Origin of the sequence: Microcoleus vaginatus HSN003 (assembly GCF_022701255.1) — a bacterium.
GTDB lineage: Bacteria > Cyanobacteriota > Cyanobacteriia > Cyanobacteriales > Microcoleaceae > Microcoleus > Microcoleus vaginatus_B.
In genome coordinates, this window is sequence record NZ_CP031705.1 from 100521 (window position 1) to 125243 (window position 24723).

The 24723-nt window shown below is 46.0% G+C and carries 21 protein-coding genes; 11 read left to right on the forward strand and 10 right to left on the reverse strand.

All coding sequences use genetic code 11. The features are described 5' to 3' along the window. Nucleotides 1–238: 238 nt before the first annotated feature. A complete protein-coding gene (locus D0A37_RS00450; protein ID WP_445242569.1) occupies nucleotides 239–787 on the reverse strand; it encodes a peroxiredoxin in 549 nt (182 codons plus the stop codon). Nucleotides 788–909: 122 nt separating this feature from the next. On the opposite strand from D0A37_RS00450, the gene D0A37_RS00455 reads away from it, so the two are divergent. Continuing rightward, complete coding sequence (locus D0A37_RS00455; RefSeq protein ID WP_242719993.1) at nucleotides 910–2247, forward strand: peptidylprolyl isomerase; 1338 nt, start codon at nucleotides 910–912, stop codon at nucleotides 2245–2247. Between the two features lie 102 nt (nucleotides 2248–2349). On the opposite strand, the gene D0A37_RS00460 is transcribed toward D0A37_RS00455, so the two are convergent. After that, the gene (locus D0A37_RS00460) at nucleotides 2350–3060 is read right to left on the reverse strand and encodes a tetratricopeptide repeat protein (protein WP_242719995.1); all 711 of its coding nucleotides are present in this window, start codon (nucleotides 3058–3060) and stop codon (nucleotides 2350–2352) included. Between the two features lie 593 nt (nucleotides 3061–3653). On the opposite strand from D0A37_RS00460, the gene D0A37_RS00465 reads away from it, so the two are divergent. The 3 genes from D0A37_RS00465 to D0A37_RS00475 all read left to right on the forward strand — a co-directional run bounded on the left by D0A37_RS00465 (nucleotide 3654) and on the right by D0A37_RS00475 (nucleotide 7506). Then, entirely contained in the window at nucleotides 3654–4370 is a 717-nt protein-coding gene (locus tag D0A37_RS00465) for a pentapeptide repeat-containing protein (protein ID WP_242719997.1), read from the forward strand. A gap of 674 nt (nucleotides 4371–5044) precedes the next feature. Continuing rightward, nucleotides 5045–5776 (forward strand): cytochrome c biogenesis protein CcdA, encoded by a 732-nt coding sequence (locus tag D0A37_RS00470; RefSeq protein ID WP_445242460.1) that lies wholly within the window; start codon nucleotides 5045–5047, stop codon nucleotides 5774–5776. Between the two features lie 317 nt (nucleotides 5777–6093). Next, nucleotides 6094–7506, forward strand: a complete 1413-nt coding sequence (locus D0A37_RS00475) for a cytochrome c biogenesis protein (protein ID WP_242719999.1) — start codon at nucleotides 6094–6096, stop codon at nucleotides 7504–7506. Between the two features lie 449 nt (nucleotides 7507–7955). Here the strand turns inward: D0A37_RS00475 and queF are convergent, their stop codons facing one another. Further along, nucleotides 7956–8375 (reverse strand): preQ(1) synthase, encoded by a 420-nt coding sequence (gene queF / locus D0A37_RS00480; RefSeq protein WP_242720001.1) that lies wholly within the window; start codon nucleotides 8373–8375, stop codon nucleotides 7956–7958. A gap of 145 nt (nucleotides 8376–8520) precedes the next feature. Here queF and D0A37_RS00485 point away from each other — a divergent pair, with 145 nt between their 5' ends. After that, on the forward strand, nucleotides 8521–9117 hold the full coding sequence (locus D0A37_RS00485) for a hypothetical protein (RefSeq protein WP_242720003.1): 597 nt from the start codon (nucleotides 8521–8523) through the stop codon (nucleotides 9115–9117). Nucleotides 9118–9201: 84 nt separating this feature from the next. Here the strand turns inward: D0A37_RS00485 and speD are convergent, their stop codons facing one another. The 5 genes from speD to D0A37_RS00510 all read right to left on the reverse strand — a co-directional run bounded on the left by speD (nucleotide 9202) and on the right by D0A37_RS00510 (nucleotide 15772). Then, nucleotides 9202–9624: an adenosylmethionine decarboxylase gene (gene speD, locus D0A37_RS00490; RefSeq protein WP_006633984.1), complete on the reverse strand. Its 423-nt coding sequence runs from the start codon at nucleotides 9622–9624 to the stop codon at nucleotides 9202–9204. A 385-nt stretch (nucleotides 9625–10009) separates the two neighbouring features. After that, nucleotides 10010–11071 carry a pentapeptide repeat-containing protein gene (locus tag D0A37_RS00495; RefSeq protein ID WP_242720004.1) on the reverse strand — a complete coding sequence of 354 codons (1062 nt, stop codon included), beginning with the start codon at nucleotides 11069–11071 and terminating at the stop codon, nucleotides 10010–10012. Between the two features lie 1480 nt (nucleotides 11072–12551). Next, on the reverse strand, nucleotides 12552–13763 hold the full coding sequence (locus D0A37_RS00500) for a general stress protein (protein ID WP_242720006.1): 1212 nt from the start codon (nucleotides 13761–13763) through the stop codon (nucleotides 12552–12554). 391 nt (nucleotides 13764–14154) lie between these two features. Continuing rightward, nucleotides 14155–14637, reverse strand: coding sequence for a BON domain-containing protein (locus tag D0A37_RS00505; RefSeq protein WP_242720008.1), 483 nt, complete (start codon nucleotides 14635–14637; stop codon nucleotides 14155–14157). 580 nt (nucleotides 14638–15217) lie between these two features. Then, on the reverse strand, nucleotides 15218–15772 hold the full coding sequence (locus D0A37_RS00510) for a hypothetical protein (RefSeq protein ID WP_242720010.1): 555 nt from the start codon (nucleotides 15770–15772) through the stop codon (nucleotides 15218–15220). 69 nt (nucleotides 15773–15841) lie between these two features. Between D0A37_RS00510 and D0A37_RS00515 the strand changes: the two genes are divergently transcribed. The 4 genes from D0A37_RS00515 to D0A37_RS00530 all read left to right on the forward strand — a co-directional run bounded on the left by D0A37_RS00515 (nucleotide 15842) and on the right by D0A37_RS00530 (nucleotide 19468). After that, the gene (locus D0A37_RS00515) at nucleotides 15842–17242 is read left to right on the forward strand and encodes an S-layer homology domain-containing protein (protein ID WP_242720012.1); all 1401 of its coding nucleotides are present in this window, start codon (nucleotides 15842–15844) and stop codon (nucleotides 17240–17242) included. A 539-nt stretch (nucleotides 17243–17781) separates the two neighbouring features. Continuing rightward, nucleotides 17782–18693, forward strand: a complete 912-nt coding sequence (locus D0A37_RS00520; RefSeq protein WP_242720014.1) for a histidine kinase — start codon at nucleotides 17782–17784, stop codon at nucleotides 18691–18693. Between the two features lie 158 nt (nucleotides 18694–18851). Next, entirely contained in the window at nucleotides 18852–19109 is a 258-nt protein-coding gene (locus D0A37_RS00525) for a DnaJ C-terminal domain-containing protein (protein ID WP_445242461.1), read from the forward strand. A gap of 74 nt (nucleotides 19110–19183) precedes the next feature. Further along, nucleotides 19184–19468, forward strand: a complete 285-nt coding sequence (locus tag D0A37_RS00530) for a chaperone modulator CbpM (RefSeq protein WP_242720016.1) — start codon at nucleotides 19184–19186, stop codon at nucleotides 19466–19468. Between the two features lie 217 nt (nucleotides 19469–19685). Here the strand turns inward: D0A37_RS00530 and D0A37_RS00535 are convergent, their stop codons facing one another. Both D0A37_RS00535 and D0A37_RS00540 read right to left on the reverse strand, forming a co-directional pair. Then, complete coding sequence (locus D0A37_RS00535; RefSeq protein ID WP_242720018.1) at nucleotides 19686–19937, reverse strand: hypothetical protein; 252 nt, start codon at nucleotides 19935–19937, stop codon at nucleotides 19686–19688. Between the two features lie 14 nt (nucleotides 19938–19951). Beyond that, nucleotides 19952–20488 carry an HAD-IIIA family hydrolase gene (locus tag D0A37_RS00540; RefSeq protein WP_242720020.1) on the reverse strand — a complete coding sequence of 179 codons (537 nt, stop codon included), beginning with the start codon at nucleotides 20486–20488 and terminating at the stop codon, nucleotides 19952–19954. Nucleotides 20489–21322: 834 nt separating this feature from the next. Between D0A37_RS00540 and D0A37_RS00545 the strand changes: the two genes are divergently transcribed. Next, nucleotides 21323–22855: an MFS transporter gene (locus tag D0A37_RS00545; protein ID WP_242720022.1), complete on the forward strand. Its 1533-nt coding sequence runs from the start codon at nucleotides 21323–21325 to the stop codon at nucleotides 22853–22855. Nucleotides 22856–23109: 254 nt separating this feature from the next. Next, the gene (locus tag D0A37_RS00550) at nucleotides 23110–24594 is read left to right on the forward strand and encodes an MFS transporter (RefSeq protein ID WP_242720024.1); all 1485 of its coding nucleotides are present in this window, start codon (nucleotides 23110–23112) and stop codon (nucleotides 24592–24594) included. Nucleotides 24595–24723: the final 129 nt, after the last annotated feature.

The window sequence follows — 24723 nt, forward strand, 5'->3', positions numbered from 1 at the left end:
CATTGTCAAGAACGGGCAAGATGCCCGTTCCACAAAGAGTAGATTTTCTTGTGGGGTGGGCATCCTGCCCTCCCAAAAAAGGATTATTGAGAATGGTGCAAGATGTGAGGTCAAATCAACCTGATAACGTTTGTAGTGAGGACTAAAATCCTCTGAAAATACCGAGGACTTTAGTCCTCACTACAAATACAATTCATCAGTAATTCCCACTTATTAAAATCTAAAATCTAAAATGGTATTACCCGTTTGCCTGCAATTCCTCCAAGCGAGCCAACACTTCTTTTGAGTGAATCGCCGGATTGATCTTCACAAAAGTTTCCCGCAAAATACCTTCAGGGTCAATAATAAAACTGTGGCGCGCCGAGATAAAACTCATCCAAGAACCGTAAGCTTTACTCACTTTACCGTCGGTATCAGCTAACAGCGGAAATTTCAAACCTTCGGAATCGCAAAATTCCGCATGAGAATCGACATCATCAGCACTAATGCCGATAATTTGAGTATTCTTTGCTAAGTATTTCGGCAAGTCTTGCTGAAATCGACGCGCTTCGATGGTACAACCGGATGTAAAGTCTTTCGGATAGAAATAGACTACCAGCCACTTACCGCGATAATCGGAGAGGGAGACTTGTCCGTCGCCGCTGTTTGTTGGCAAAGAAAACTCCGGCGCTGGTTGATTTACCGGAGGAAGCTTGCCGCCGAGGGCAAATGCAGGTGTGGCAAAATTGAAACTTAGAAAAACTAGACAAATTGCCAATAAAGTGGTAAAAAAGTTGCGACGAGACATCATAAATTTAGAAGTAGAACTGTACTTAACACAAGTTTACAGTTTTCTGATTAAATGGGTAGGGGCAATTCGCGGATTGCTTCTAAAACCCCAATATCACTCACTCAAATAGCAATTTACCCATGAGCGCTGCACTCCCGTTAACAGGCAAAGTTATAGTAGTCCAGGTAATTAACGGTCAACCCGTTGTGATCGAAGTAGACGGCACTAATGCCCCGATTACTGGAGGAAATTTTGTTGACTTAGTTGAACGCGGCATTTACGACGGGGTGATGTTTCACCGAGTTGTGCGCCAGCCAGAGCCTTTTGTGGTGCAAGGAGGCGATCCGCGCAGCAGAGATACTACAATTCCAGCCAGTCAATTGGGAACGGGTAGTTTTATTGACCCGGATACCAATCAGCCGCGTTTTATTCCTTTGGAAATTAAGTCGCAAGGGGCCGGGCAACCTGTTTACAACCAAGTTGTAACCCAGACGCCGCAGTTGCAGCACACTCGCGGGGCCGTGGCAATGGCTCGTTCTAATCCTTTGGATTCGGCTTCTTCGCAGTTTTATTTTGCTTTGGATGATTTGCCATTTTTGGATGGTAATTATGCTGTTTTTGGCAACGTTATTGGAGGTTTTGAAACGGTGAATGCGGTGCAGCAGGGCGATCGCATTTCAACCGCAAAAGTCATTCAAGGAATCGTCCCCAGTCGGGTTTCTAGCATCATTACCGATGTTGATTTCCTCAACGATTCCATTAACTTTACCAATTTTGTAAATCTGCCTTTGCGAGCCCTCAGATTGGCCAACACCTCGAACAACTATCAAGTCACTTCCCAAGACTATGAGCAAAATCCCGGCGGTGTAGTGGGAGGTAGCGCAAACGATCGCATCGTCGGTTCACCCACTGATGATGCAATTAATGGCAGCCAAGGCAACGATACCCTCACCGGCGAAGCAGGCGACGAGTTTTTGCGAGGCGGCAAAGGTAACGACTCCATTAGCGGTGGTGTTGACAACGATATTATCAACGGAAATCTCGGCGACGATAATCTCAATGGGGATGCTGGTAACGACTTTTTGCGAGGTGGCAGAGGAAACGATGTTTTAATCGGCGGCGATGGTAACGATATTTTAATCGGCGATATTGGCAGCGATACTCTCACCGGCGGTGGCGGTACTGATACGTTTGTTCTGGTTACGGGTGAAAATCTGGAGTTGGATGCGGCGAGCGATATAATTCTTGATTTTAGGCCCGAAGATGGCGATCGTATTGGCTTAACCAGCGGTTTATCCAACACCTCATTCACCCAATCTGGCAGCAACACACTCATTCAATTTGGAGGAGCTACTTTGGCTGTCGTTCAAAATGCCGCCCCCGCAGCAGTTCAAAATGCTGCTTTTGGAATTAACTTTTCTACTGCTTTCCTTGCCGATAACTTGCCTTCCAGAGACGCCGCCTTGAGTATTGGCTAACTTTAACAAGACTGACGCAATAATTATAGGTGTAGGGTGCTCTTCGGTGCACCTTACCTGATTATCAATTGGCAATCGCCAATTGCCAATTGCCAAATTGAACTAATACCATAGTTTGGGAATTTTAGAAACTGCCTCTTGATAAGAATCAATTCTCCCCTGCTGCTTAAAAAGCCCTGCCGCTTTCTGAAAATCCTCAAATGCTCCCTGAACCTCTCTCAATTTATATCTAGTCACTCCTCGGTTGAAGTAAGCTTTAGCAAAATCGCGATCGAGGCGAATTGCTGACTCAAAATCAGCTAGTGCTGCCAGGGAATTTTGCATTTGCAGGCGGATAGCACCTCGGTTAAAGTAAGCTTGGGTTAAATTGGGGTTGAGCAGGAGTGCCGAGGTGTAATCTGCGATCGCCGCAGTATAATCTTTTAAACGAGTCAGCATAAACCCCCGATTGCTGTAATACTTGGCTCGGTAAGGATTGAGTTCGATGGCTGTAGTTAAATCTGCGATCGCAGATTGTTTGTAGCCTAATTTGTAGCGGGCCACACCGCGATCATTGTAAGCGGGCGCGAATTGCGGATTAATGTTAATTGTGGCAGTAAAATTTTTAATAGCGCCGTGCAAGTCTTGTTGTTCGAGATTTTTTAAACCCTGAGTGTAAAACTTTTTGGTACTAACTTTTATATTTGCCTCTTGTCGGGATTCAGCTTGCTCCCCCGAAAATACGCCTGCAATATTAGTAAATCCCAAAGATTCGATCGAATTGACAATAGTTGTAACAACTAATTGGGTGGGGAGAAGGGGAATAGTAGGCATGGGAGAAGTGTTTTTCAACTGTATGCTGTTATTTTCCTCCATACTTGAGCTATGGGCAGTGATATCCATACTCTCAGGAACGTGATAAGTTTGATGCGATTGGGTGATGCTGAGGCTGGAATTGTGTGATGAAAGTTGGGCTTAGTTAGTGATGCCGATCGCAATTAACAACAATTGCGTCTAGAACCCTTTAAATATAAGGCTTGTAGGCTAGAGTATCGGTTTCTTGATTCCCATGTTGAGCAGTTTATACCAGGATTGTTTGCAGGTATGCCCCTGGGGAAGCGATCGCAACTGCCTGCTGCAAGTATTACTTTGTAGCGATATTGCACTGGTAAATCTTGATCGAACTTGCGGTTATCTTATACCAGGTTTATAGGAAAAATATTAGTTTGGCAGCGAGGCATCTGTGAAGCAACCGGGTTTCTAGCTCAAAGCGCGTCTAAGACGGGCTGAGTTAAGTTTGTACCTGCGACCACCCTGATTAACCTTTCACTACACTAATATTTTTGAGTAATCTTGCTGAGGGAAGTTGCCGATTATTTGCTATGCTTTGATTAGACATCAATAATTTATGGCGCAAATTAGTGGCAATGAAAAAAGTTATGAGGTTGAAAACTTTCTTCGCTGCGGTGTGGGCGATCGTCCTGTTCACTCTCTACTTAACTCCTCCTGTGATGGCCGCGAATGCGGAGGATTTGAGTCAGCTATTAAAGGAGAATTGGTGCGTCAGTTTTTTGTGGAAACAGTGCGATTTGAGCGCAGTCGATTTGCGGGGAGCCAATCTCCAAGAAGCCCATTTGAGCGGCGCTAATTTGTCCGGCGCTAATTTGTCCGGTGCTAACTTAAAAAATGCTGACCTTTCTGACGCAAACCTCAGCGGCGCTAATTTAGCAAATGCTGATATTTTAGGCACGGATCTCAGTCGAGCCAATTTGAGAGAAGCTAATTTCAACTACACCAAATTGTGGGATGCTAATCTGACTTTGGCAAATCTGAGCGGCGCCAATTTAGAGGATGCTAATGTCATAGATTCTAGACTTTGGGGAAGCAATCTTACCCAAGCTAATTTAACGGATGCGACGCTGCACGGTGCTGACTTGCAATATGCTAATTTGGCAGACACTAATTTAACAGGTGCTGACTTGCACAGCTTCTTTTTCCGAGGTTCCAAACAAGTCACAAATTTGAGCAATGCTAATTTAGAAGGCGCTATTTTAACGGGAGCAAATCTCAGAGGTGCGGTGCTGGCAGGGGCAATAATGCCAGACGGCTCTATTAATGAAGAAAGTGGCTTTAATTTAAAGTAGAGTTAAATTCAAGTCTGCTTGGAGAATTTCAACAACAGGCTTTCGGGCCGATTTCGCAGTCAATGAATTATCTGGTGCAATAGACTGCGCCCGTTGCCAACAGCTTGTTGAGGATGCTGTCAAGATATTAATTTAAATCAGGGTGCGATCGACCTTTTGACTCCCAAGCTGCGCCCGTTGCCAACAGCTTGTTGAGAATGCTTTCAACATATTAATTTAAACCAGGGTGCGATCGACCTTTTAACTGCCAACCAGTAAATATCGCTAAAATCTTAAATTTCAAACCGAACCTGCGCGCATCTGTTACAATTTTCAACAAACCCAGAACAGCCCCGCACCTGAAGTCGCCTGCCTAGGGATACAAGCCCCCGACAGGAGTCGTGAAGAGCAAAAAAATTAGATATTTAGTTTAAACTCCCAGATTCATCTGTAGAGTTAATCTAAAATCTAAAATCTAAAATCGCTCGACTGTCGAGTCAATCTAAAATCTAAAATCTAAAATCTAAAATCTAAAATCTAAAATCGCTCGACTGTGGAAAGCAAAAAAATTAGATATTTAGTTTAAACTCCCAGATTCATCTGTAGAGTCAATCTAAAATCTAAAATCTAAAATCTAAAATCGATCGACTGTGGAGTCAATCTAAAATCTAAAATCTAAAATCTAAAATCGACTGATGGAAACCCTGCAAACCCAACTTTACGAAATCGCACAATTTGCTAATAATTTAGTAAATACTCAACTGACAAACCTCAGTTTAGTCAGCGTCGGAGTCATCTTTCTGGCAGGGTTGCTAACGAGCTTAACGCCCTGTATGCTTTCAATGTTGCCGATCACGATCGGCTACATCGGCGGATACGAAGCAAAAAGTCGCCTGCAAGCTGCAGCCCAGTCTGCGTGGTTTTCCCTGGGATTGGCCACTACCCTTGCGGGTTTAGGCATTGTAGCATCATTCGCGGGACAAGTTTACGGCAAAATTGGCCTGGGTTTGCCGATTCTTGTCAGCATTATTGCTATTCTAATGGGGCTAAATTTACTCGAAGCTTTACCCTTGCAAATGCCGTCTTTCGATGCTGTGGGGTGGGTGCCGAAAGATTTGCCGGCGGGGGTGCGATCGTACTTATTGGGCTTAACTTTTGGTTTGGTAGCGTCTCCCTGCAGCACTCCTGTTTTAGCTACACTCTTAGCTTGGGTTTCCAAAACGGGAGATACAGTTTTAGGTGGTGTGTTGCTGCTGTTTTATGCTGCTGGCTACGTCGCTCCGCTGATTATAGCAGGTACTTTCACTGCTAGCATTAAAAAGTTGTTAGAATTACGTCGGTGGTCGAGTTGGATTACTCCTGTTAGCGGTGTTTTGCTAGTAGGATTTGGCGTTTTCTCTCTGCTTTCCCGCCTCCTTCCCGCTTAAGTTTAGTAGTAAGGACTTGAGTCTTTATTTAAAGATATAACAATCTCTACTGAATGGGTGAATTAAGTTTTTTTTTACGAACCGCGAAGACGCGAAGAACACGAAGGAAGAAAGAAAGAAAAGAGAAAGAATTCATAATTGATTGAAACTTGCTCGATAAAAACAATAATATTTTATTCATTTTTTGTTTTTCCCTCCTCTTTCTTCCTTCTCCCTTCTTCCATCCGTTACATCCGTTACACAATCCGTTGCCGAACTTCCTTCCATCCGTTACATCCGTTACACAATCCGTTGCCGAACTTTCTTCATAATTACCAATGACATCAAAAGAAGTATTTCTATCCAAGCTCTCAAACTGGGCGACTGCCCCTCAAAGGTTTTTCAAGCGAGAAATCTTGCCGGTGCTAGCAGATTTGCGACTGGCAATTATCTTGCTGCTGGCGATCGCATTTTTTAGCATTTCCGGCACTGTCATTGAACAAGGCCAATCAGTACCCTTTTACCAATCTAACTATCCAGAACACCCGGCTTTGTTCGGCTTCCTAACTTGGAAAGTTGTGCTAATTGCAGGACTAGACCACGTATACCGCACTTGGTGGTTTTTGTCAATCCTAATTTTGTTCGGCAGCAGCTTAACAGCTTGTACTTTTACACGACAATTTCCCGCATTAAAAGCCGCACGCCGCTGGAAATTTTATGAAGAACCAAAGCAGTTTGAAAAGTTAGCTCTCAGTGCGGAATTAGAAACAGTTGGTTTAAGTTCGTTAGAACAACTTTTGCAGCAAAAAAACTACCGCATATTTCGAGAAGGCGAAAAAGTTTATGCTCGCAAGGGAATAATTGGTAAAATCGGCCCGATTATTGTTCACGCCAGTATGCTAATTATTTTAGCTGGGTCGATGTGGGGCGCGATGACGGGATTTCTCGGTCAAGAAATGGTTCCCAGCGGCGAAACTTTTCAGGTGCAGAATATCCTGGATGCGGGGCCTTGGGCGGGGCCGCAAATACCGAAGGATTGGTCGATGCGAGTTAATCGGTTCTGGATAGATTATACTCCCGAGGGCGGCATCGACCAATTTTACTCAGACCTGTCAGTTTTGGACAAAACAGGCCAAGAAGTCGATCGCAAAACCATTCACGTTAACGAGCCCCTCAGATACCGGGGAGTCACATTTTATCAAGCAGATTGGGCAATAGCCGCCCTGCGAGTTCGCCTCAACAAAAGCCCTGTTTTACAATTGCCAATGGCTCAGTTAGACACCCAAGGTAAAGGCAGAATTTGGGGTGCTTGGATTCCGACAAAACCAGATTTGAGTGCGGGAGTTTCTCTGCTAGCAAAAGACTTGCAAGGAACGATGTTAGTGTACGGTACGGATGGCAAATTGTTAACTACTGTTCGCGCCGGCACAGCGGTGGAAGTTAACGGAGTGATGCTGACAATTGACGAAGTTGTAGGCAGTACGGGATTGCAAATTAAAGCTGATCCGGGAATTCCAATAGTTTATACTGGCTTCGGGTTGCTAATGCTCAGCGTGCTGATGAGCTATCTGTCTCACTCCCAGATTTGGGCTTTGGAAAAGGACGGCAAACTATACGTCGGCGGGCGCACTAATCGCGCTCAGGTGACTTTTGAAAGAGAAGTTGTGGAGATTTTGGACAAGTTAGCCGAATCGAAAACAGCAGAGGAAAAAAGTGCGCTCGCGCCGACTTCTGTTGCAAGTCAAAGCTAACCGTAGGGTGCGCCTAGCGCACCTTACACCAACGATAAATATCAAAAAGATTAGTTGAGTTTGTAGGGTGCGCCTTGCCAGATTTGTCCAGGTGGTTAATGTCAACTGCAGAAAAAGCAGACCACCTCTATTTCACCTTCCGGTTTTTCAAATTTCAAATAATGAAAATTACTCTAGGGAGTTTGGGTTTCAAAATCAAAACCCTGAAACGCCGGTCAACCGATACTCTCCGGTGGGTGACAAACTCTACTGATGGGGAGTGTACACCCTAAAAACTAGGAGATTTTAAGCTTTTGAGGGGCTTTTTGACCATCTTGAGAGGGCGGCCCTGACGCACCCTACAATTACTTACTAATTTTAACAATTCTATTTCTTAAAACTCTTGTGGGCCGTTGCTCCGACGCCGCCCCACAATTAAATCTCAATGCCACAACAGCTTAATACCCGCCCTACTTCTGGTGCGACACCTCAATCACAGTGTGTACGTTCCCGCGCGGCGAAAAATCGCCCTTAATCGTCGCTTCCAGCGGCGCGCAAGCTGCCACAAAATCGTCTAAAATTTGATTGATCGATTCTTCGTGAGAAATGTAGCGATCGCGATAACTGTTAATATACAGTTTCAGCGCCTTTAACTCTACCACCCGCTCGTCTGGCACATAAGTAACGTGAATAGTCGCAAAATCTGGATAGCCAGAAAATGGGCACTTGCAAGTAAACTCCGGCAAAGTAATGTTAATCGAGTAGCGCCGCCCGACTCGCGGATTCGGGAAAGTAATTAACTCGCCTTCCAAAATCTGGCGTTCGCCGTATTTCATTTCCTCGGTGCTTGACTTTTGCGACATACTTTGTTCGGCTGCGTAGTTGTTCATAGCGATTGACTAAAAACTTGTAAGATTAAATTAAATTTACCTTCAATATCTGTAACAAATATCTTGACGAATTGTGTTGCGATCGATCTAATTGCAAATACTCTCAGGCTAAACTAAAACAAGTTCACCCTCGCCATCTACAATTATGCAAAATACTACCTTATCTGACAATACTTCCCCTGAAAACTCCAATAGTTACTCTCCATCGGTACCGATTTCCCTCTATCGAGAAGTCACGGCAGAGCTGCAAGCAGCCCAAGCGATGCTCGACTCCCTCAAAACCCACAATCAGCAATTAGTCCAACAAAATCAACAACTGCGGCGAGAAGTAGAAACAGTAGTTCAAGTATCCCAACAGTTACAGCAAGTAGTCAACTCGGCTCAGAGTGTCACCCAGACAGGGATGCCTCAAATGCCGTCAGTCAAATTCAATTTCAGCATTGAACCTCCGCCCCCAGCACCTACAACCTCGCGGACTAACTCTACGGTACCTCAACCACCTCAAACAGTGGCTTTTCCCTTCCCTCTGCCGGAAGCGGAGCCAACAGGTTCCCCGATGCCGGAAAAACTTCCAGACAAATTATTTACAGAGGTGCCGGAAACTCCTTACCGTGTGATCTCTAAACCCAAAAAAACCTCAGACTTAAGCGGATTGTGGTTGGCGATCGCGATTTTTCTGATTGTGATTGCAGCTTTCGGCGCAGGTTATTTAGTTGTCCGCCCTTTATTAATGAAAAAGTAAATTCCAACAAGAATCCCACGACTCCAGCCGTGGGATTTTAAACAAAACCTAGCATAAAATGTTCAAAGTTACGCTAATTGGCCATCATCCTCTGGCGGCACTCGTTTCAACTGAACGAGGGGCATACTGCTCTTCACAAGCAGAACCTACGATACCCACCCCTGGCTCGAAACCGCGCGTGAACTCAGTGAGTTTTACCTGTTTAGCTTCCAAAGCTGTCTGTAGCACCTTCATGGCTCGGTGAGGGTCGCCGGCCCCGCAGAAAAATAAGTCTGCAGCAAAATAACCGTGTTCAGGCCAAGTATGGATTGCTATATGAGACTCTGCCAAAGTAGCAGTAGCTGTCACTCCGTGAGGACTAAACTGGTGTACGCACAAATCGATGAGAGTAGCTCCTCCGGCTTCGATCGCATCGAGTATAGCGCGGCGGATACGTTCAGGATCGTTGAGCAGGTCTCCAGGAGACTGCCAAGCATCAGCGACCAGATGGGTTCCCAATTGTTTCATTCTGCGGGGTTTTACCTCTATTGATTTTAAGTCTCCAACCTTTTAACGTTAGCACGGTGTCCATAAATTTTCAACTAAATTCCCCAAATATTTCCCAAATAGCGAGGAGCACGAGGATACCGGATTTTTTGGGGCGCTTTGGCCCTGACCGAGTGCAGGTTGAGTTCGATCGGGGCGATCGATGTTTCCTGCATTTCCTGCCAAAATCGGCTTTCCGTAAAATGGGGTTAAAGCCCAACCGCCTTAATCAGCTAATCAGCTCCGGGGCATGGAGAGGCTAGAAACCAGGAAGGGCGGGCACTCTTGGCACCGCCCTTCATAAACCGGCTTTCTCGGTGTTCGGTTTTGTTGAGATTGACCTACTTAATTATGGTTAATCAACTCATCAATCCCGGCTGTGAGTAGCTCCATTCGGCAAAATGGCCCCGCTCAAAGCAGCTTCATTCAAATTCGCAACATTCAAGCTCGCCCCAATCAAATTAGCCTCCGACAAATTAGTTCCTGTCAAATTCGCCCCTGTCAGAGAACTCAGCAGTAAACCCGCTCCCGACAAATTGGCGTGACTCAAGTTCGCTCCCCGCAAATCCGCTTCCAGCAAGCTAGCACCTGACAAATTCGCCCCGCTCAAATTAGCTCCTCGCAAAGAAGCTTTGTTCAAATTCGCAGCCCTCAAATCAGCATTGTGGAGAATCAAACCATTTAAATTAGCTTTACTCAAATTAGCTCCCTGCAAGTCGGCACCGCTCAAATTAGAGCCATTTAGATTGGCCGATTGCAAGTCAGCACCGCTCAAGTCAGCACCGCTCAAATTAGCAGCGCAAATAGAAGCCTCCCGCAGACTTGCTTCGCTCAAAGAAGCCCCAACCAAATTGACACCGCTGAGATTTCCGCGATTGAGATAAGCCCGAGTTAGATTTGCTCCGCTCAGGTTCGCCCCGTTCAGATCTACCTCGCTGAGAATTGCTCTAGTCAGATTTGCTCTGCTTAAATCAACCCCGCTCATAATTGCTCGGCTCAGCGTCGCCCCGCTCAAATTAGCCTCAGTTAGTTTCGAGCCGCTTAGCAAACAAGCTCCTACTAAACTCGCTCCAGTCATAACTGCTTTGCTCAAGTCAGCCTGAGACAGTATTGCTCCGCTGAGATTGGCCCCGCTAAAATCTGCTGCGATCGCCACAGTTCCAGTTAAACTAGAACTTCCGAGGTTAGCTTCAATTAATTTCGCCTTAGACAAATTAGCCCCGCTCAAGTCGGCACCGTTTAAATTAGCTCCAATCAGTTTGGTTTTAATTAAGTTGGCGCCTTTCAAATTAGCGCTGCTCAAATTTGTTCGACTGAGATTAGCTTCACTCAAATGAGCTTCAATGAGGTTAGCCCCTCGAAAATCTCGTTCTCCGTTTCTATGTCTAGTTAAAAGTTCATCGGCACTTAAAAGCTCTGTGAAATTCATAAAAAGATTGAGTGAGTTTCCTTAATTTCTCGATGTTCTATGCTGTCTGAAAATTTGTACTATCGTGTTGGGCCGTAAGTTGGTTCAACCAATTATGCCACATTAACCATCGTCAAAACTGGTTGATTCCTAGCCTCACCCTGCTCACCTAGTTATAACTTACGAAAAACCCGCTTTCTAGTAAAAAAATTGGGTCTTTTCATCACGGGAGTCATGAATAAACCGATTTGCTCGCCGTGTGTAAATCCTGTAACTCTTATTTTCCTAGTAGTTAGTTGGCGGTTAATGTTAGTGGTTAATTGTTAGTTGTATTTATACTAACTATTAACTGCTAAGTATTAACTGCTAACCATTTACCAAAATACGGAGAAGTTATCGATCGATATTGTCAAGGTCGATCGAATATTTGGGGTATTGCTGACGGCATCCGCGCCGCATTCTGACCAGAAAAATTGCTAGTAAAGGCGATCGAATTTATTAGTGCAATCAATAAACAAGATATCGGAGCTTCAACCCCTAATGCCTTCTAAATAAGTGCCTTCTACCTTCGATAGCCCTTGAAAGCAGAGTCCGGTCAGCTCAGCTAGTGTCACCTCCCCCCACTGTGCTCGATGCCAGTGAAAACCAACAGGAAGGCTGTTTCCGTCGGAGTGCTGAAGTCGCAGGCGAAGTAGGCAATACGCTGCTATTAGCCTGAGATTTCGCGAAAAAACGTGCCGCGAGCGATTGTGCTCCCGCGCTGCTGTGCTTGTTGTCAATCTTTACTAGATCCATGAGCGCTTGCGGTTCTAATTAACAGAACGCCCGACACCAGACGCGCTCCCGGACATAAAAGCTTTTCCTGGGCTTCTCAAATGCTTCCCTGAGGCATTCCCAGAAAAACTGTATTCCTTTAGCAGGTCTTGCCAACAGCAATTGGGTTGCTACACCCAAGCAATGACCAGCCTAAGTCATGCCCGAAGGCTCCGACAATATTATTCTAATAGTTGCCGACCACCCCAGGCCGTACTCGGCGCGCGGGACTGCCTATTTCACCTGTATAAGTTGCTGAAATTAGCAGCCCCATAATTAAAGATAGTCGCTCTTTGACTACCGGGCAATATCTGCTGTAATTTATGTCATCAAATTTGATAATACTGCCGGGTTTGCAATCGAGCAGTAGTGAGTGTTACAGACTTAAAAACCCCTGCGGATTTAGGATGTAAAAATTAAGGGAGCCGATCGATCCTCCGGCGCAAAGGCCAGCTCGCGGACTGGGCCCCCAATCAAAATTAAACTTTTGAGAGGTGAATTTTTTAAGTTTCCACAACAAAACACAAGCCGGCTTTCAGAGAAAAAGCCGACTTGTGAGATTATTTTACCGACGAAGTGTAAAACTCCTAGCTCGCCGATATTGGTTGGATCACTTTCCACAATCCGAGTGCGCGAGTGCGACTACTCTGGAGGAAGTAGAAACAATACCCAAACAAACTCTGAAATATTAAATCAGAGGGCGGCCGGTATTGCCACGAGTGGGATCGTAAACACCAGCGGTAGTATCAACCCCTGGAGTGCCAGGTGCGCCGTAATCAGCCCGAGCGCTATCGACGCTGGGATTATAGTCGTAGGTGTTCCAATGCTGAATGCCTCCGCGGCTGAGAATGGTTTCAGCTTTAGCGACTTCTGCTTCGCTGCCGTCAACGAGTACCAAGTAATCTCCCCGGGCCACGCGATCGTTGTATGCTCTAGCTTCCTCTTCGGGAATTCCCATACCAACTAAAGCTCCGATCAAGCTGCCTGCAGCCGCACCCAAAGCCGTACCGGCGAGTGTAGTGGCGATCGCCGTAGCTGAGGCTCCTGCCAGCATAATCGGCCCGATGCCCGGAATTGCGACTAGACCCAGACCTACCAACAAGCCTGTCAAACCGCCCAAAGTGCCACCTGTGAGGGCGCCCTTTGTGGCTCCTTCATCGGCCTTGTTGTCCGTGCTGTCGTGCACGTCAATGCCTGCGATGTCCCCTTTAGAGTCAGCATCCTTAGCGATGACCGAAACCCGATTCATGTCGAAACCGGCAGTTCTCAGTTCTCCCAGTGCGTGTTCCGTCTCGCGGCGGGTTGAAAATACTCCCACGGCGCGCTTGTGCCGGCCCGAAGCTCTGCGGCCGGTGTCTGCCGGCACATCGTAAATGCCCCAATCTTGAATGCCCCGGACGCTCATAATTCCTTCGGCGGTGGCAAGTTCGGCATCGGTTCCTTCTACGAATACCAAATATTCACCACGCGAGACGCGATCGCTATAAACTTTAGCTTTATCTTCGGGAACTCCCAAACCGACCAAACCGCCTACCAAACCGCCGGCTGCCGCCCCAATCGCGCCTCCAATCACAGTATCTGCTAGCAGAGTGGCGATCGCGCCCCCCGCCATCACCGGGCCAACTCCCGGAATCGCTAGTGCCCCAATACTTCCGAGCAACCCAATCAAACCGCCCGTCACGACTCCCGCTGTCGCCCCTGCTTTTGCGCCACCGCCAACTTTGTCGTCGGTACTCTTACCAGCGTTAGCGCCAGCAATTTCGTTGCTATCGAGCTTTTCCCCAACTACCGAAACTTTATTCATCGGAAACCCGGTACTTTGCAGCTCCATCAGGGCTAGTTCCGTATCTCGGTAATTAGAAAAGGCTCCTACAGCTCGCTTGTGTTGACCTAAAGCCATTTTTTTTCTCCTGAAAAATATACTACTTTTACACAACCACAGAATTTATGCTCTGCCATCAATCACATTTAGTCGTTTTTTCCCAACTATTTTCATCGGTCGGTGGGAATAACTTCCAGCTCTATCTTCAGGTTGCTTTCCCACTAATTATCCGGGCTGAAAAATCAGAAATAGGGAAGGGGAAGTTGCAGGTATTGCGCGAGTTTTGAGTCCGTGAATTTTAAATTCAATTTACACCCTATTAACTTAAAACCCCGCTCTCCCTAGAGAGCCACCTAAGCGTTGCGATCAGCTCCCAAAGCAATCTTACAATGCCCCACTTTCCCTCTTCCCTCAGACTTCTCTCCTAGATCACTACATCCTTCTTTTCCTCGGATTTCTTGCTTCTAATTTATTGATTGCTGCTAGGCGATGCGGGTGCAGCGGGGGCGACAACAGCGGTAACATTCACCTGTTTGACACCCTTAATCTCTTTAGCTAGTGGCTCAATTTTAGCTAAATCAGTTTGATTGGGAACTGTGCCACCTACGATGACAAGCCCATCTTTGGCCTCAACAGTTAGCTGACCTTTAGTGATGTTTACTTCTAACTTGGACCGCACTTCACTTTGCAGGTCGCCATCAGCTCTGATTGCATCGCCTCCCGTCACATTGTTGCGCTGTTCTCTGGCCCTGATATCAGAATTTGCTTGGTTTTGGCGAATCTGGCTAGTGGCGTCACCCTGAGTGTCTTGAACTGTACCGGCTGGGGGCGGGCTATTGGTATTTTCTGTGGTAGAACTAGGAGCATCAGCGCTAGTTTTAGCCACGTCGCTGCAAGCAGCACCTCCAAATAATAGGATGCCACTGAGGAGAATTGGTGTTAGTTTGTTCATAATAGGTTTATACCCTCCGGGTAAGCTTTCGATGATGCTGACTTGGTTGAGCCAGATGGGAGCCAGATGGAGCAAGACAGCATCTTTGTTTGTGCTTTCTGATTTCTGCTTTTTGCGCTTTAAAAATCCTTATATCAAATATATAAACTTGAGCAAGTATTTACATCGCTCCACGGGTGTAAAATTAATCTATGTCGTTGGATAGAGTACAAAACATACAATAAGCTCTTAATTCAAATTTAGCTTAATGTAGTTTTGACCACATTAAGCTGCTACGCATCTAAATTGAATACAGAGACGGGCAGGATGCCCGTTCCACAATAATTGTAGAAAAATTGACTGTCTAATTAGATGCACAGCAGCTTATGAGTCAAAAACTCGGTTGATGGCGACCTTTTTTGTTACCAAAGCCAATATTTTCCTAGACACCAACGGGAAAAGCGTAACTTTGTATTAATAAATTCGATCGCCATTCCCAACTAATTTTTCTCTCTTCCCTGCAACCTGTGACTTATTCCCTCAACATCTATCCGTTAAATCTGTTAAATCTCCTACACTACTCATTGTAAAACTTCCTGCTTCAAAACAAACGAAAAGAGTCCAGAAATTTTTGAGCATTTTCTGGTTCTGGGGTAGTGGCAACCAGCCCGTAAACGCGCGTTTCTACCAAAAAAACTTGACCTACACCTATAGGTTCAGTGGGGGAAAGTGGCTGAAACTCAAATTCTTTTCCCGGATAGCCTCCGAGGGAAATATCCCGCACTTGCAAGACTTTAGCATTCGCGGCCACGACAAAGAAATCAACGGCATTATTTAAAGTAATTCTGATATTATTGATATTATTGTCCCTCAAGCGAAAATCTAGGTCAAAGTATTGAAGCAAATAAGTTTCTTTGTTTTTTAAGTTCGATCGGTATGTATGAGCAATAAGTTGATTTGAAAAAATTTCTGAATTAATTTTAGGAGTTCCCGGCATATCGATCGCAAACTGACCCATCGCCGAGCAAAATGGCTGCCACTCTGGGGCCTGAATTTCTGCGCGCAGCGGGGCTGGTTGAGATGCAGCGGGACGGGCAAACTTGACAGAGTATAAAAGTAATGTAGGAGTAACTAGAAGTAAATACAGAAATTTCATTTGGGTAAAAATTATATATGCCCGATCGATCTGCGCTAGCCTAGAAATATATCCGCAAAGGGGGGATTTATGCTGAATATTATATTTACTCAACGGCGAGGCAACTCTCCCGGACAATCTAAAACCAATAAAACCAATAAAACCAATATACTCGCTGCTGTAAATACTTGGCTGGCTGTGTGTCTGCTGGCTGCTGTCACAGCTTGTGCAAACAGCCCCAACAGCAAGGCACTCGAAGAATCTTTAGCCGCGGACCCCAAATTAAAACAAAATCCACTGGTTTTCTCTTCTCCGCCACCAGCGACAGCAATTGAGACAAACTCTATCGCCAAACTTCCTCCCGATTTCCCGACAGAGATTCCACTCTATCCTAATGCTGAGTTAATCGAAGTTGGTGGGCAAACCGATCCGTCGCAAAAAAATGTGCGGCTGCGCTGGGAAAGCACTGATCCGGTTAATTCGGTTCAGAACTTTTACTCCACAGAGTTTGGGCGTCGCAACTGGGAAATAGTCAGCCGCCCCACCGCCGAGGGACAAGGTTCTTTGGTAGCAACGCGAGATAATTTGCGGGTAACAGTGTCGCTTTCTCCTACTCAGAAAGTAGGGGGTTTTACAGAATTTGCGATCGACTACAGTAAAGAAAGCCCCGAAATTGCCGCCAGTCCCCAACCTAATAATTCCGAGTCTAGCCCATCTCCAACCGCTTCACCAACTCCATCTAATTCAGAGGGAACTACTCCAACGCCATCTGCCTCGCCAAAATCCGCACAAGTTAGCCAACTAGACACCCAAATTCCTCAACAGTTACGGCAGTATGTGGCTGATTTAAGTCAGTTGGAAGTGCTGAAAGTGCGAGCGACAGAAAGTGCTAATTTAGAAACTGCAAGCATTTTGCCCAAACCCAACAACATTGTCACTCGTCGCGAATACGCCCGCTGGTTAGTAGCAGCTAACAATCAGATTTATGCTAGCCGTCAAGCCAAACAAATTAGATTAGCAGTAGACTCTAGCGAACCGACTTTTTCTGACGTATCCAAAACAGACCCAGATTTTTCAGCAATTCAAGGTTTAGCAGAAGCCGGTGTAATTCCCAGTTCGCTTTCGGGAGAAACTAAAGATGTGAAATTTCGCCCAGACGCACCTTTAACTCGTGAAACAATGATTCTCTGGAAAGTGCCTTTAGATAGTCGTCAAGTTTTACCGACAGCTAACATTGAGGGAGTGAAAGAAAAGTGGGGTTTTCAAGATGCTTCTAAGATTGATTCCCAGGCGTCGCGGGCAGTTTTAGCGGATTTTAACAATGGAGATTTGGCGAATATTCGCCGCGTTTTTGGTTTTACTACTCTGTTTCAGCCGAAGAAATCCGTGACTCGCGCCGAAGCTGCTGCTAGTTTGTGGTATTTTGGCGTTCAAGATCAGGGATTGTCTGCTAAAGATGCCCTGGAAGCAAAGTCTCAACCTGTTGAGTAGAGTTTTTTGGGGTGGTTAAAAGTTTGGAACACACCATCTACTTAGCCAAAACAAAGAAATCGGGTTTTTTTCTATCACCAAACCCGGTTTCTGCGTTCAGGACTGACGAAATTGTACCAATTTTTGATTAATCGGCGTGCGATCGTCCGCCACAAAAATTGCAGCTTAAGTTTCTAGGATTTCGGGGAATATGGCTTACCCAGAAACCGACTTTTATCTACGAAAATGCCCTGTAAAACGCGAGACCTATCCGGTAAAAAACCCGGTTTCTTTAATTCTTCTGGGGGAGTTATAGTAAAAAATCCTTTCAATAATTACACATTGGCTTTTCTGTCCTTCTGACCTACCCTAGGGAATAGATTTTTTTTACTTTAATCTGAATTTCTGTATCCTGCCATACAACCGCTGCATTTGGCGGGCAAATTTTATACATATTTTAACTAACAGTTTGTGCAAAACTCTCAGTAGGATTCCGGATAGCTTAGCGGCCTTAACGATAAATGAAAAAGAGTGTTTGAGCTCTGGGAGAGCATTTTTTAATGTACGATATTACCCTATTTACCCCGCAAGACATGGCTAAATGCAGCTTAGTCCTGCGCCACTTAGGTAGAAATACTGGTAGTATGGAAGCCAGCAGCCAGAAGATTGTTAACTATATTTACCGACATTTTTGCGATTCGCAAACAGGAGAAAATACCTGTGCCTTAGTGCGTTTGTTCAAAACTCATCCCTACGGGGAATTAGAAGACTCATTGCAACAATCCGCCCGCCGCTTGATGAAGGGCAATTCCCCCGCCGCAGACATGAAATGTTGGACTCTGCTAGCAGCCGCCGGCGCAGAACCGCAGTGGAATTCTCGGCACACAGCAGCAGAAAATACAGCTATTCCATTAGTTAGCACAAAATTAGTGGCTCAAATGCCGGCGATTTCGGAAATAATCCGGCAGTTTGGTTTAGATATTCCTACATTCCTCGGAATTGAGCGAGAAAGGTTCCTGCAATTAGAGCCCGCAGTATTAAATATTTTTCATGTATCAGAAGCAAAAGGCAGCCCCTTTATTCCTGAGCAAAATTCCTTAATTATCCCCTACCAAGTCAAGTCTGTCTTGGGATTTGGGGGACTTCTGCCCTCAGGAAGTGTCTTTGCGGTAGTGATGTTCCTGAAAGTTAAAATTCCCCAAAGCAGGGCTGAAATGTTTAAAGATTTGGCACTTAGTGTAAAAACAGCATTGTCCATCCCCGACAAACAAAGTGTTTTTGAGTCTTCAGAAAATCCTAATTTTTTTTTTACTAATAACGATTTTGCGGAAACCCAATTACTGGAATATCAAGTTGCCAATTTAATTCAAATGCTGGATGTATCAGAACAAGAAATGCTCAGACAAGCCGCTCGCTTTCAACAGACTATTGACAATTTACAGCGCGAACTGGCAGAGTACAAAAATAAATAACAAGCTTTGAAAGTAAGCCAAAATTCGTTCACAGGCATCCTCCCTATTTCCAAAGATGCTATTGCTAGCCTAGAGGAAAATCAAGGAATTCAGCGTTTTAATCAAGGGGAAGAACAGATTTAAACAGTGAAATTCCGATTAGACCTGATGAAGCTGTATTGGGTTCTCAAATAAAAGTACCAACGCCTGACGGCCGTGTCACAATGAGCATTCCTGCTGGTGCTCGTTCTGGCCAATCTTTGCGACTACGCGGCAAAGGATGGCCCAAACCTAAGGATGGGCGCAGCGATCAAATTGTCAAGTTACAGATTGTATCTCCTCATGATGTAAGCCAGATTGAGCGTGACTGCTATGAAAAAATTCCTGCTAATAGCAGTTGTAATCCGCGTGCCAATTTAGAGAAGGTAAGGCTATGAACGAGGTTAGTCTTTCATGGGTAGTTGTTTCCCAATAGGGCGATCGCCTTTATTCATTTGAGTATGCAGCTAGAGTGACAGAAACCTCTGTCACTCTAGTGGAAGGCTTTGTTGAAATGGGATTAATTGAAGCCAGGGGTTCGATGCTGCGATCGCGCGACATCGGTCGCATCAGCCAAATTCAGTGCTTACGTCGGGATTTGGGGCTGAATTTAGTGGGAGCGACAATGGTTTTAGACATGGCTTGCGGAAATTGCACAGTTGAAGGCACACCAGTCACAGCATTTATAGGAAAGCTCCAGAGGGAGGAGAAATCAGTATGCAGAGTTCATCGAGTGCTCAAGCTAGCGTGTAACTAGAATACTTTCGCCAAGTAGAGAAAGGGCTCTCATGCTTACGGCTGGAAATTATTTTATCGGCGCTCCTTGGCACTTATTCTAGGATGCAAAAATAGTCTTACAATGACTAATTTTTTTGCGCCCACATAGAACGAATTTTGCGGAGTGTGTTTGTCTCGGACATTGCTAGTTGCAGCATACCCGATCGCGGTTTACGGTATTGTCCAGACCACTTGGTTTATGTCTGGTCATACCCCCTGCTGTGCTTCAATTTCGTTGAGCAACATCTCGTCAGAGTACGACGTTTCCCATTCGCCCTCAAGCTTGAGCCGCACCGACTTTGCGCCACCACTGTACAGACTACCCAGTAGGTATCCTCCTCCCCTTTAACCTGAGCCGCATCTTGGTTTTCTGCATTGTGGGAAATCCCAGAATAGGCTTGAATACATACCCAGGTAATGCCGTCGCTATCTGTAATCTCTCGTTCCATGACTATCCTGTGAATTACTGTACTTCTGTAAGGTTGGGGACGATCGCCTCTTGATGTTGCTCGATCCAGTCCCATGCCCATTGAAAGGGTATACCTGCTCGTTGCGCCGCTTGTTCATCTTCGGGGCGATCGCCCACATACAGCGAATTTTGCGGGGTGTGTTTGTGTCTGACCATTGCTAGTTGCAACATACCCGATCGCGGTTTGCGGTACTGTCCAGACCACTTAGTTTGGCTGTGGTTATGAACATTGTGGCCAGTGACGCGGAAACACTTTTTACCCTCAAAGTCGGGGCAGAAGTAGATCTCTCTCAACTCTGGGAATAACTCAAGCGTGTATTGCTGTTCCTGGATGCACTCTTGCATAGACTTATGACCGGCGGCAACTCCACCTTGGTTGGTGATGCCGACAATTATCCAATCCTCTTTGTAGGCGCCAATGGCAATCTGGGCACCTTCAATAATGCGTTGATCTTTGGGATGTTGGAAGTATTGTTGTCCGCTGAGTGGTTCACGGAGCGTACCATCCATATCTATTAGTAATAAGCTCATCGTTCCCTAGAAAATTCCCTGTTTTATTAAACATCCTAAGCTGCGATCCATTTCCTTTCCTCTAGCTAATGGAATGTACTGCTAGGGCGATCGACCTATCTTGAAACGAAAGGGGTTGCCTCACCGCCAGACATACAAATCTCGCCCACCAAGGAATTTAGCCCCACCTTAGTGCCAGCAGAGACAACCTCTTCCTTTTGCCGCTCCCTCATGAAACAAACTGGAGGGTTACCTGAAGTCCGATGCCCCTCGAAGCCCCAACAATGGCAACCACCTGCTAATCTATTGGCTTCAGTTGCATCGAGCCTACTCCTTAAAATCCTCATTAAAAATTCTTCCGCTTGAAGATGAAGTCACTCTAGGAAAGTTCAGTCGAGTTGAAATCTACGAGCTCAACTTCTAACTCCAAGTACCTTAGAGCTAGCAGATCTGCACGATCCTCAGAGTTAACAAAGAAATCAATCTTGAGAAATAGTCTCTAAGGATTAACTGTAAAATAATTTAAGCAAATCTTGCAACAGAAAGCTTAAGGTGTGTTTACAAAAGGCAATAATTATCTCTAAAGATTTTTGTCAAATTATTAAAGTTATTCTATACTAGAATACAGAGTATTTTTATATAAATTCTGTATAAAAAAACCTGGCTGTTTGGGGACAGGTTGTGGTTATATTTCTGAAATACTTTAGGGCGTTTACTAATTAACGCTCAGCAGGTAAGAAGTGACCATTACAGGATTTAAATCAAGCATTTTTTAGGACCTTTGTCTTGAGAAGTGTACTCAAAGCAAAGCAGTAATGTAGTTCCGATTAACTGTTTAAATATTCCCTCGATAATATGTTGCATCCACAAGAAGATAACATTTTAGTAGAAACGAGTCCTCTGGCCCCTATGGTCATTGAGGAAACCCCAGACCATAAGGCATTATCAGAGCCGCTATTTACTGCAAACCCGCATCTTAAAATTCCCAAGCGAGATATTCGGCAAAGCCTCAAGGCATTAACTACCGAAGGTGCCTTTGCTACGGTCTTTTACAGTATTATTGGCGGCGCCTTGCTTAGTAATTTCTTGCTGGATCTCGGTGCCAGTACAGTGGAAATTGGTCTGCTCGCCTCAATCCCTCAGCTAACCAATTTGCTGCAACCGCTGGGAGCCTATCTGGGAGACCGCATCAAGAGCCGGCACTGGTATTCGCTGGTGATTTTCGGCTCGTCCCGCCTGCCGTGGTTGCTGATTGTGCCAGGGATCTGGTTGGTCAGCTCATCTCGTATGCAGCCACGCCAGTTGCTGCTGTTGACATTGGCAATTATCTGCCTGAGTAATTTCATGGAAGCTTTGGGTCGTGCTTCCTTTCTTAGCTGGATGGCTGTGTTAGTACCAGACCGATTGCGGGGGCGGTATTTTGGCTTCCGCAATAGTGTGGTGACCTTCACCAATCTCGTCGGCGTGCCGGTGCTGGGTCTAGCGGTATCGAAGTGGCCGGGTGGTTCGCTCTCGGGCTTCGGTGTGGTTCTGGTTGTGGGAGTTGTGTTCGCAACACTCAGTCTGATCTTTCAGTTCTGGATAACCGATGTCAACCCGCAGCTAGTACACGCCGCCGATTCGGATACAGACCACAAGTCGCCCTGGGGGAAAGTTTTTAGCTTCCTCAAGGATGGCAATTTTTTGAGGTTTTTGTTTTACTCATCCTTGTGGAGCTTTGCGGTTAACATCAGCGCTCCCTTCTTTAACCTCTACTTGCTGGGGGACCTCAACCTAGATGTCAGCGTCGTAACGCTCTATAACAGCTTGGGAGCTGGTGCTAACTTGGTGATGCTGATGTTCTGGGGCAGACTGGCTGACCGGATTGGCAATCGCCCACTGATGATAACTGTGGGAATCTTGGTGGCTCTGACGCCTCTACTGTGGCTAGAATCTGGAACTTCTCCCATTTTCCTTTGGGCTTGGTTCCCCTTGTTGCACATACTCGGCGGTGCGACTTGGGCAGCGATTGACCTGTGCAGTGGCAATCTGATGATGTCGGTGACGCCGCTACGCAATCAGTCGATTTATTTTGCTGTTGCTGCGGCGGTTCCTGGAATCACTGGGGCGATCGGAATCACTGTTGGTGGTTATGTCGCGAGTGTGACGGATTTTGGTGGCTTGCCAACGGTGTTTGCTCTCTCAGCCGTCCTGCGCGTCGTTGCCCTCCTGCCCTTGGTGTTTGTTCACGAGCAGCGAGCTGTGCCTGTGAGTGAGCTAATGCGAGTCCTGATCCCAACACTCAAACGTCAAGCAGGGGCTATTCAAGCAGGACGCACCAGTTTGAAACCATTACCATTAATAGAAGAACTTGAGGATGAAGGTCCACCTGCAAGCTCATCCACTTAGTCTTGAGATGGCGAATTGACGAACCCTCCCCCTGAACGGGGAGGGATTTTTATTCATAGTTCATTGCAATGAGCTACTGCAGGGACAAGAGCCGCCTTGTGCCATTTCCGAAAATTCAAGTATAATTAAGTATAATTGCTTATTACAAAAGCTGTTCGACAGATCTATCCTAGTGGGGATGTGGCAAAAAACGAAATGAGCATTGGTTTTCTGCTTATCATATGTTAATGTAGCGGATATTACAAAGAACGCTCATGAATCCTCTACTGACAGGATTACTAAACTTGCAAGGAGTAATAGTTGAAGATTTTCAACACACCGAGAAAGATTTAGTATTAAAAGTCGAATCAGAGAATAGGGCATTATCAGAGACGGTATTTCCTCCAACAAAGCCGCCTCAAAAAATTTCCAAGCGAGAAATTCGGACAAGCCTCAAGGCATTAACTACCGAAGCAGGCTTCGCTACAGTCTTTTCCAGTATCATTGGCGGCGCCTTGCTTAGTAATTTCTTGCTGGATCTCGGTGCCAGTACAGTAGAAATTGGTTTGCTCGCCTCAATTCCTCAACTGACAAATTTGCTGCAACCGCTGGGAGCCTATCTGGGAGACCGCATGAACAGCCGCAATTGGTATTCCCTGGTGATTTTTGGGTCGTCGCGGCTGCTGTGGTTGCTGGTTGTGCCAGGGATTTGGTTGGTCAGCTCATCTCGTATGGCTGGAGATCAGTTGGTGCTGTTGACACTGGCAATTATCTGGGTGACTAATATCATGGAAGCTTTGGGCCGTGCTTCCTTTTTTAGCTGGATGGCTGTGTTAGTACCAGACCGATTGCGGGGGCGGTATTTTGGCTTTCGCAATAGTGTTGTGACCTTAACCAATCTCATCGCTGTGCCGCTTCTGGGTCTAGCAGTATCGAAGTGGCCCGGTGGCTCGCTCTGTGGCTTCGGTGCGGTGTTGGTTCTGGGAATCGTGCTGGGGATAATCAGTCTGGGCTTTCACTTCTGGATGACTGATGTGAATCCAAAGCTTTTACAGGTCACCGATTCGGATACAGACCACCTGTCACCTTGGGAGACAGTTTTTGGCTTCTTCAAGGATGCCAATTTTTTGAGGTTTCTTCTTTACGCAGGCTTCTGGAGCTTTGCGGTTAACATCAGCGCTCCCTTCTTTAACCTCTACTTGCTGGGGGATCTCCACCTAGATGTCAGTGTGGTAACGCTCTATAACAGCTTGGGAGCTGGTGCCAACTTACTGATGCTGATGTTCTGGGGCAGACTGGCTGACCGGATTGGCAATCGCCCCGTGATGATAACTGTGGGAGTCTTGGTGGCTCTGACGCCTCTAATGTGGCTAGAAGCTGGAACTACTCCCTTTTTCCTTTGGGTCTGGTTCCCCTTGTTGCATATAGTGGCCGGGGGGACTTGGGCAGCGATTGACCTGTGCAGTGGCAATCTGATGATGTCGGTGACACCGCTACGCAATCAGTCGATTTATTTTGCTATTGCGGCGGCGGTTCCTGGAATCACTGGGGCGATGGGAATCACGGTTGGTGGCTTTGTCGCGAGTCTGACTGGTTTTGGTGGTTTGCCAATGGCGTTTGCTCTCTCAGCCATCTTGCGGCTGTTTGCTCTCCTGCCCTTGGTGTTTGTTCACGAGCAGCGCTCTGTGGGTGTGAGTCAGCTAATACGCGCCCTCTTCCCAGTCAGGCAGCCAACAAAGCTGATTGAAGCAAAGGAATAGCAATAAATTTATGGCCTCGCCCTGGTTGCTTCCCTGAACGATGAGTTTCTAACGTTCGTCGCCCGTCAGTTGCGTTATACCCTCCACCTCATTTTGATTACCGGATCGAGGCTCTAGCACTGCTATTCG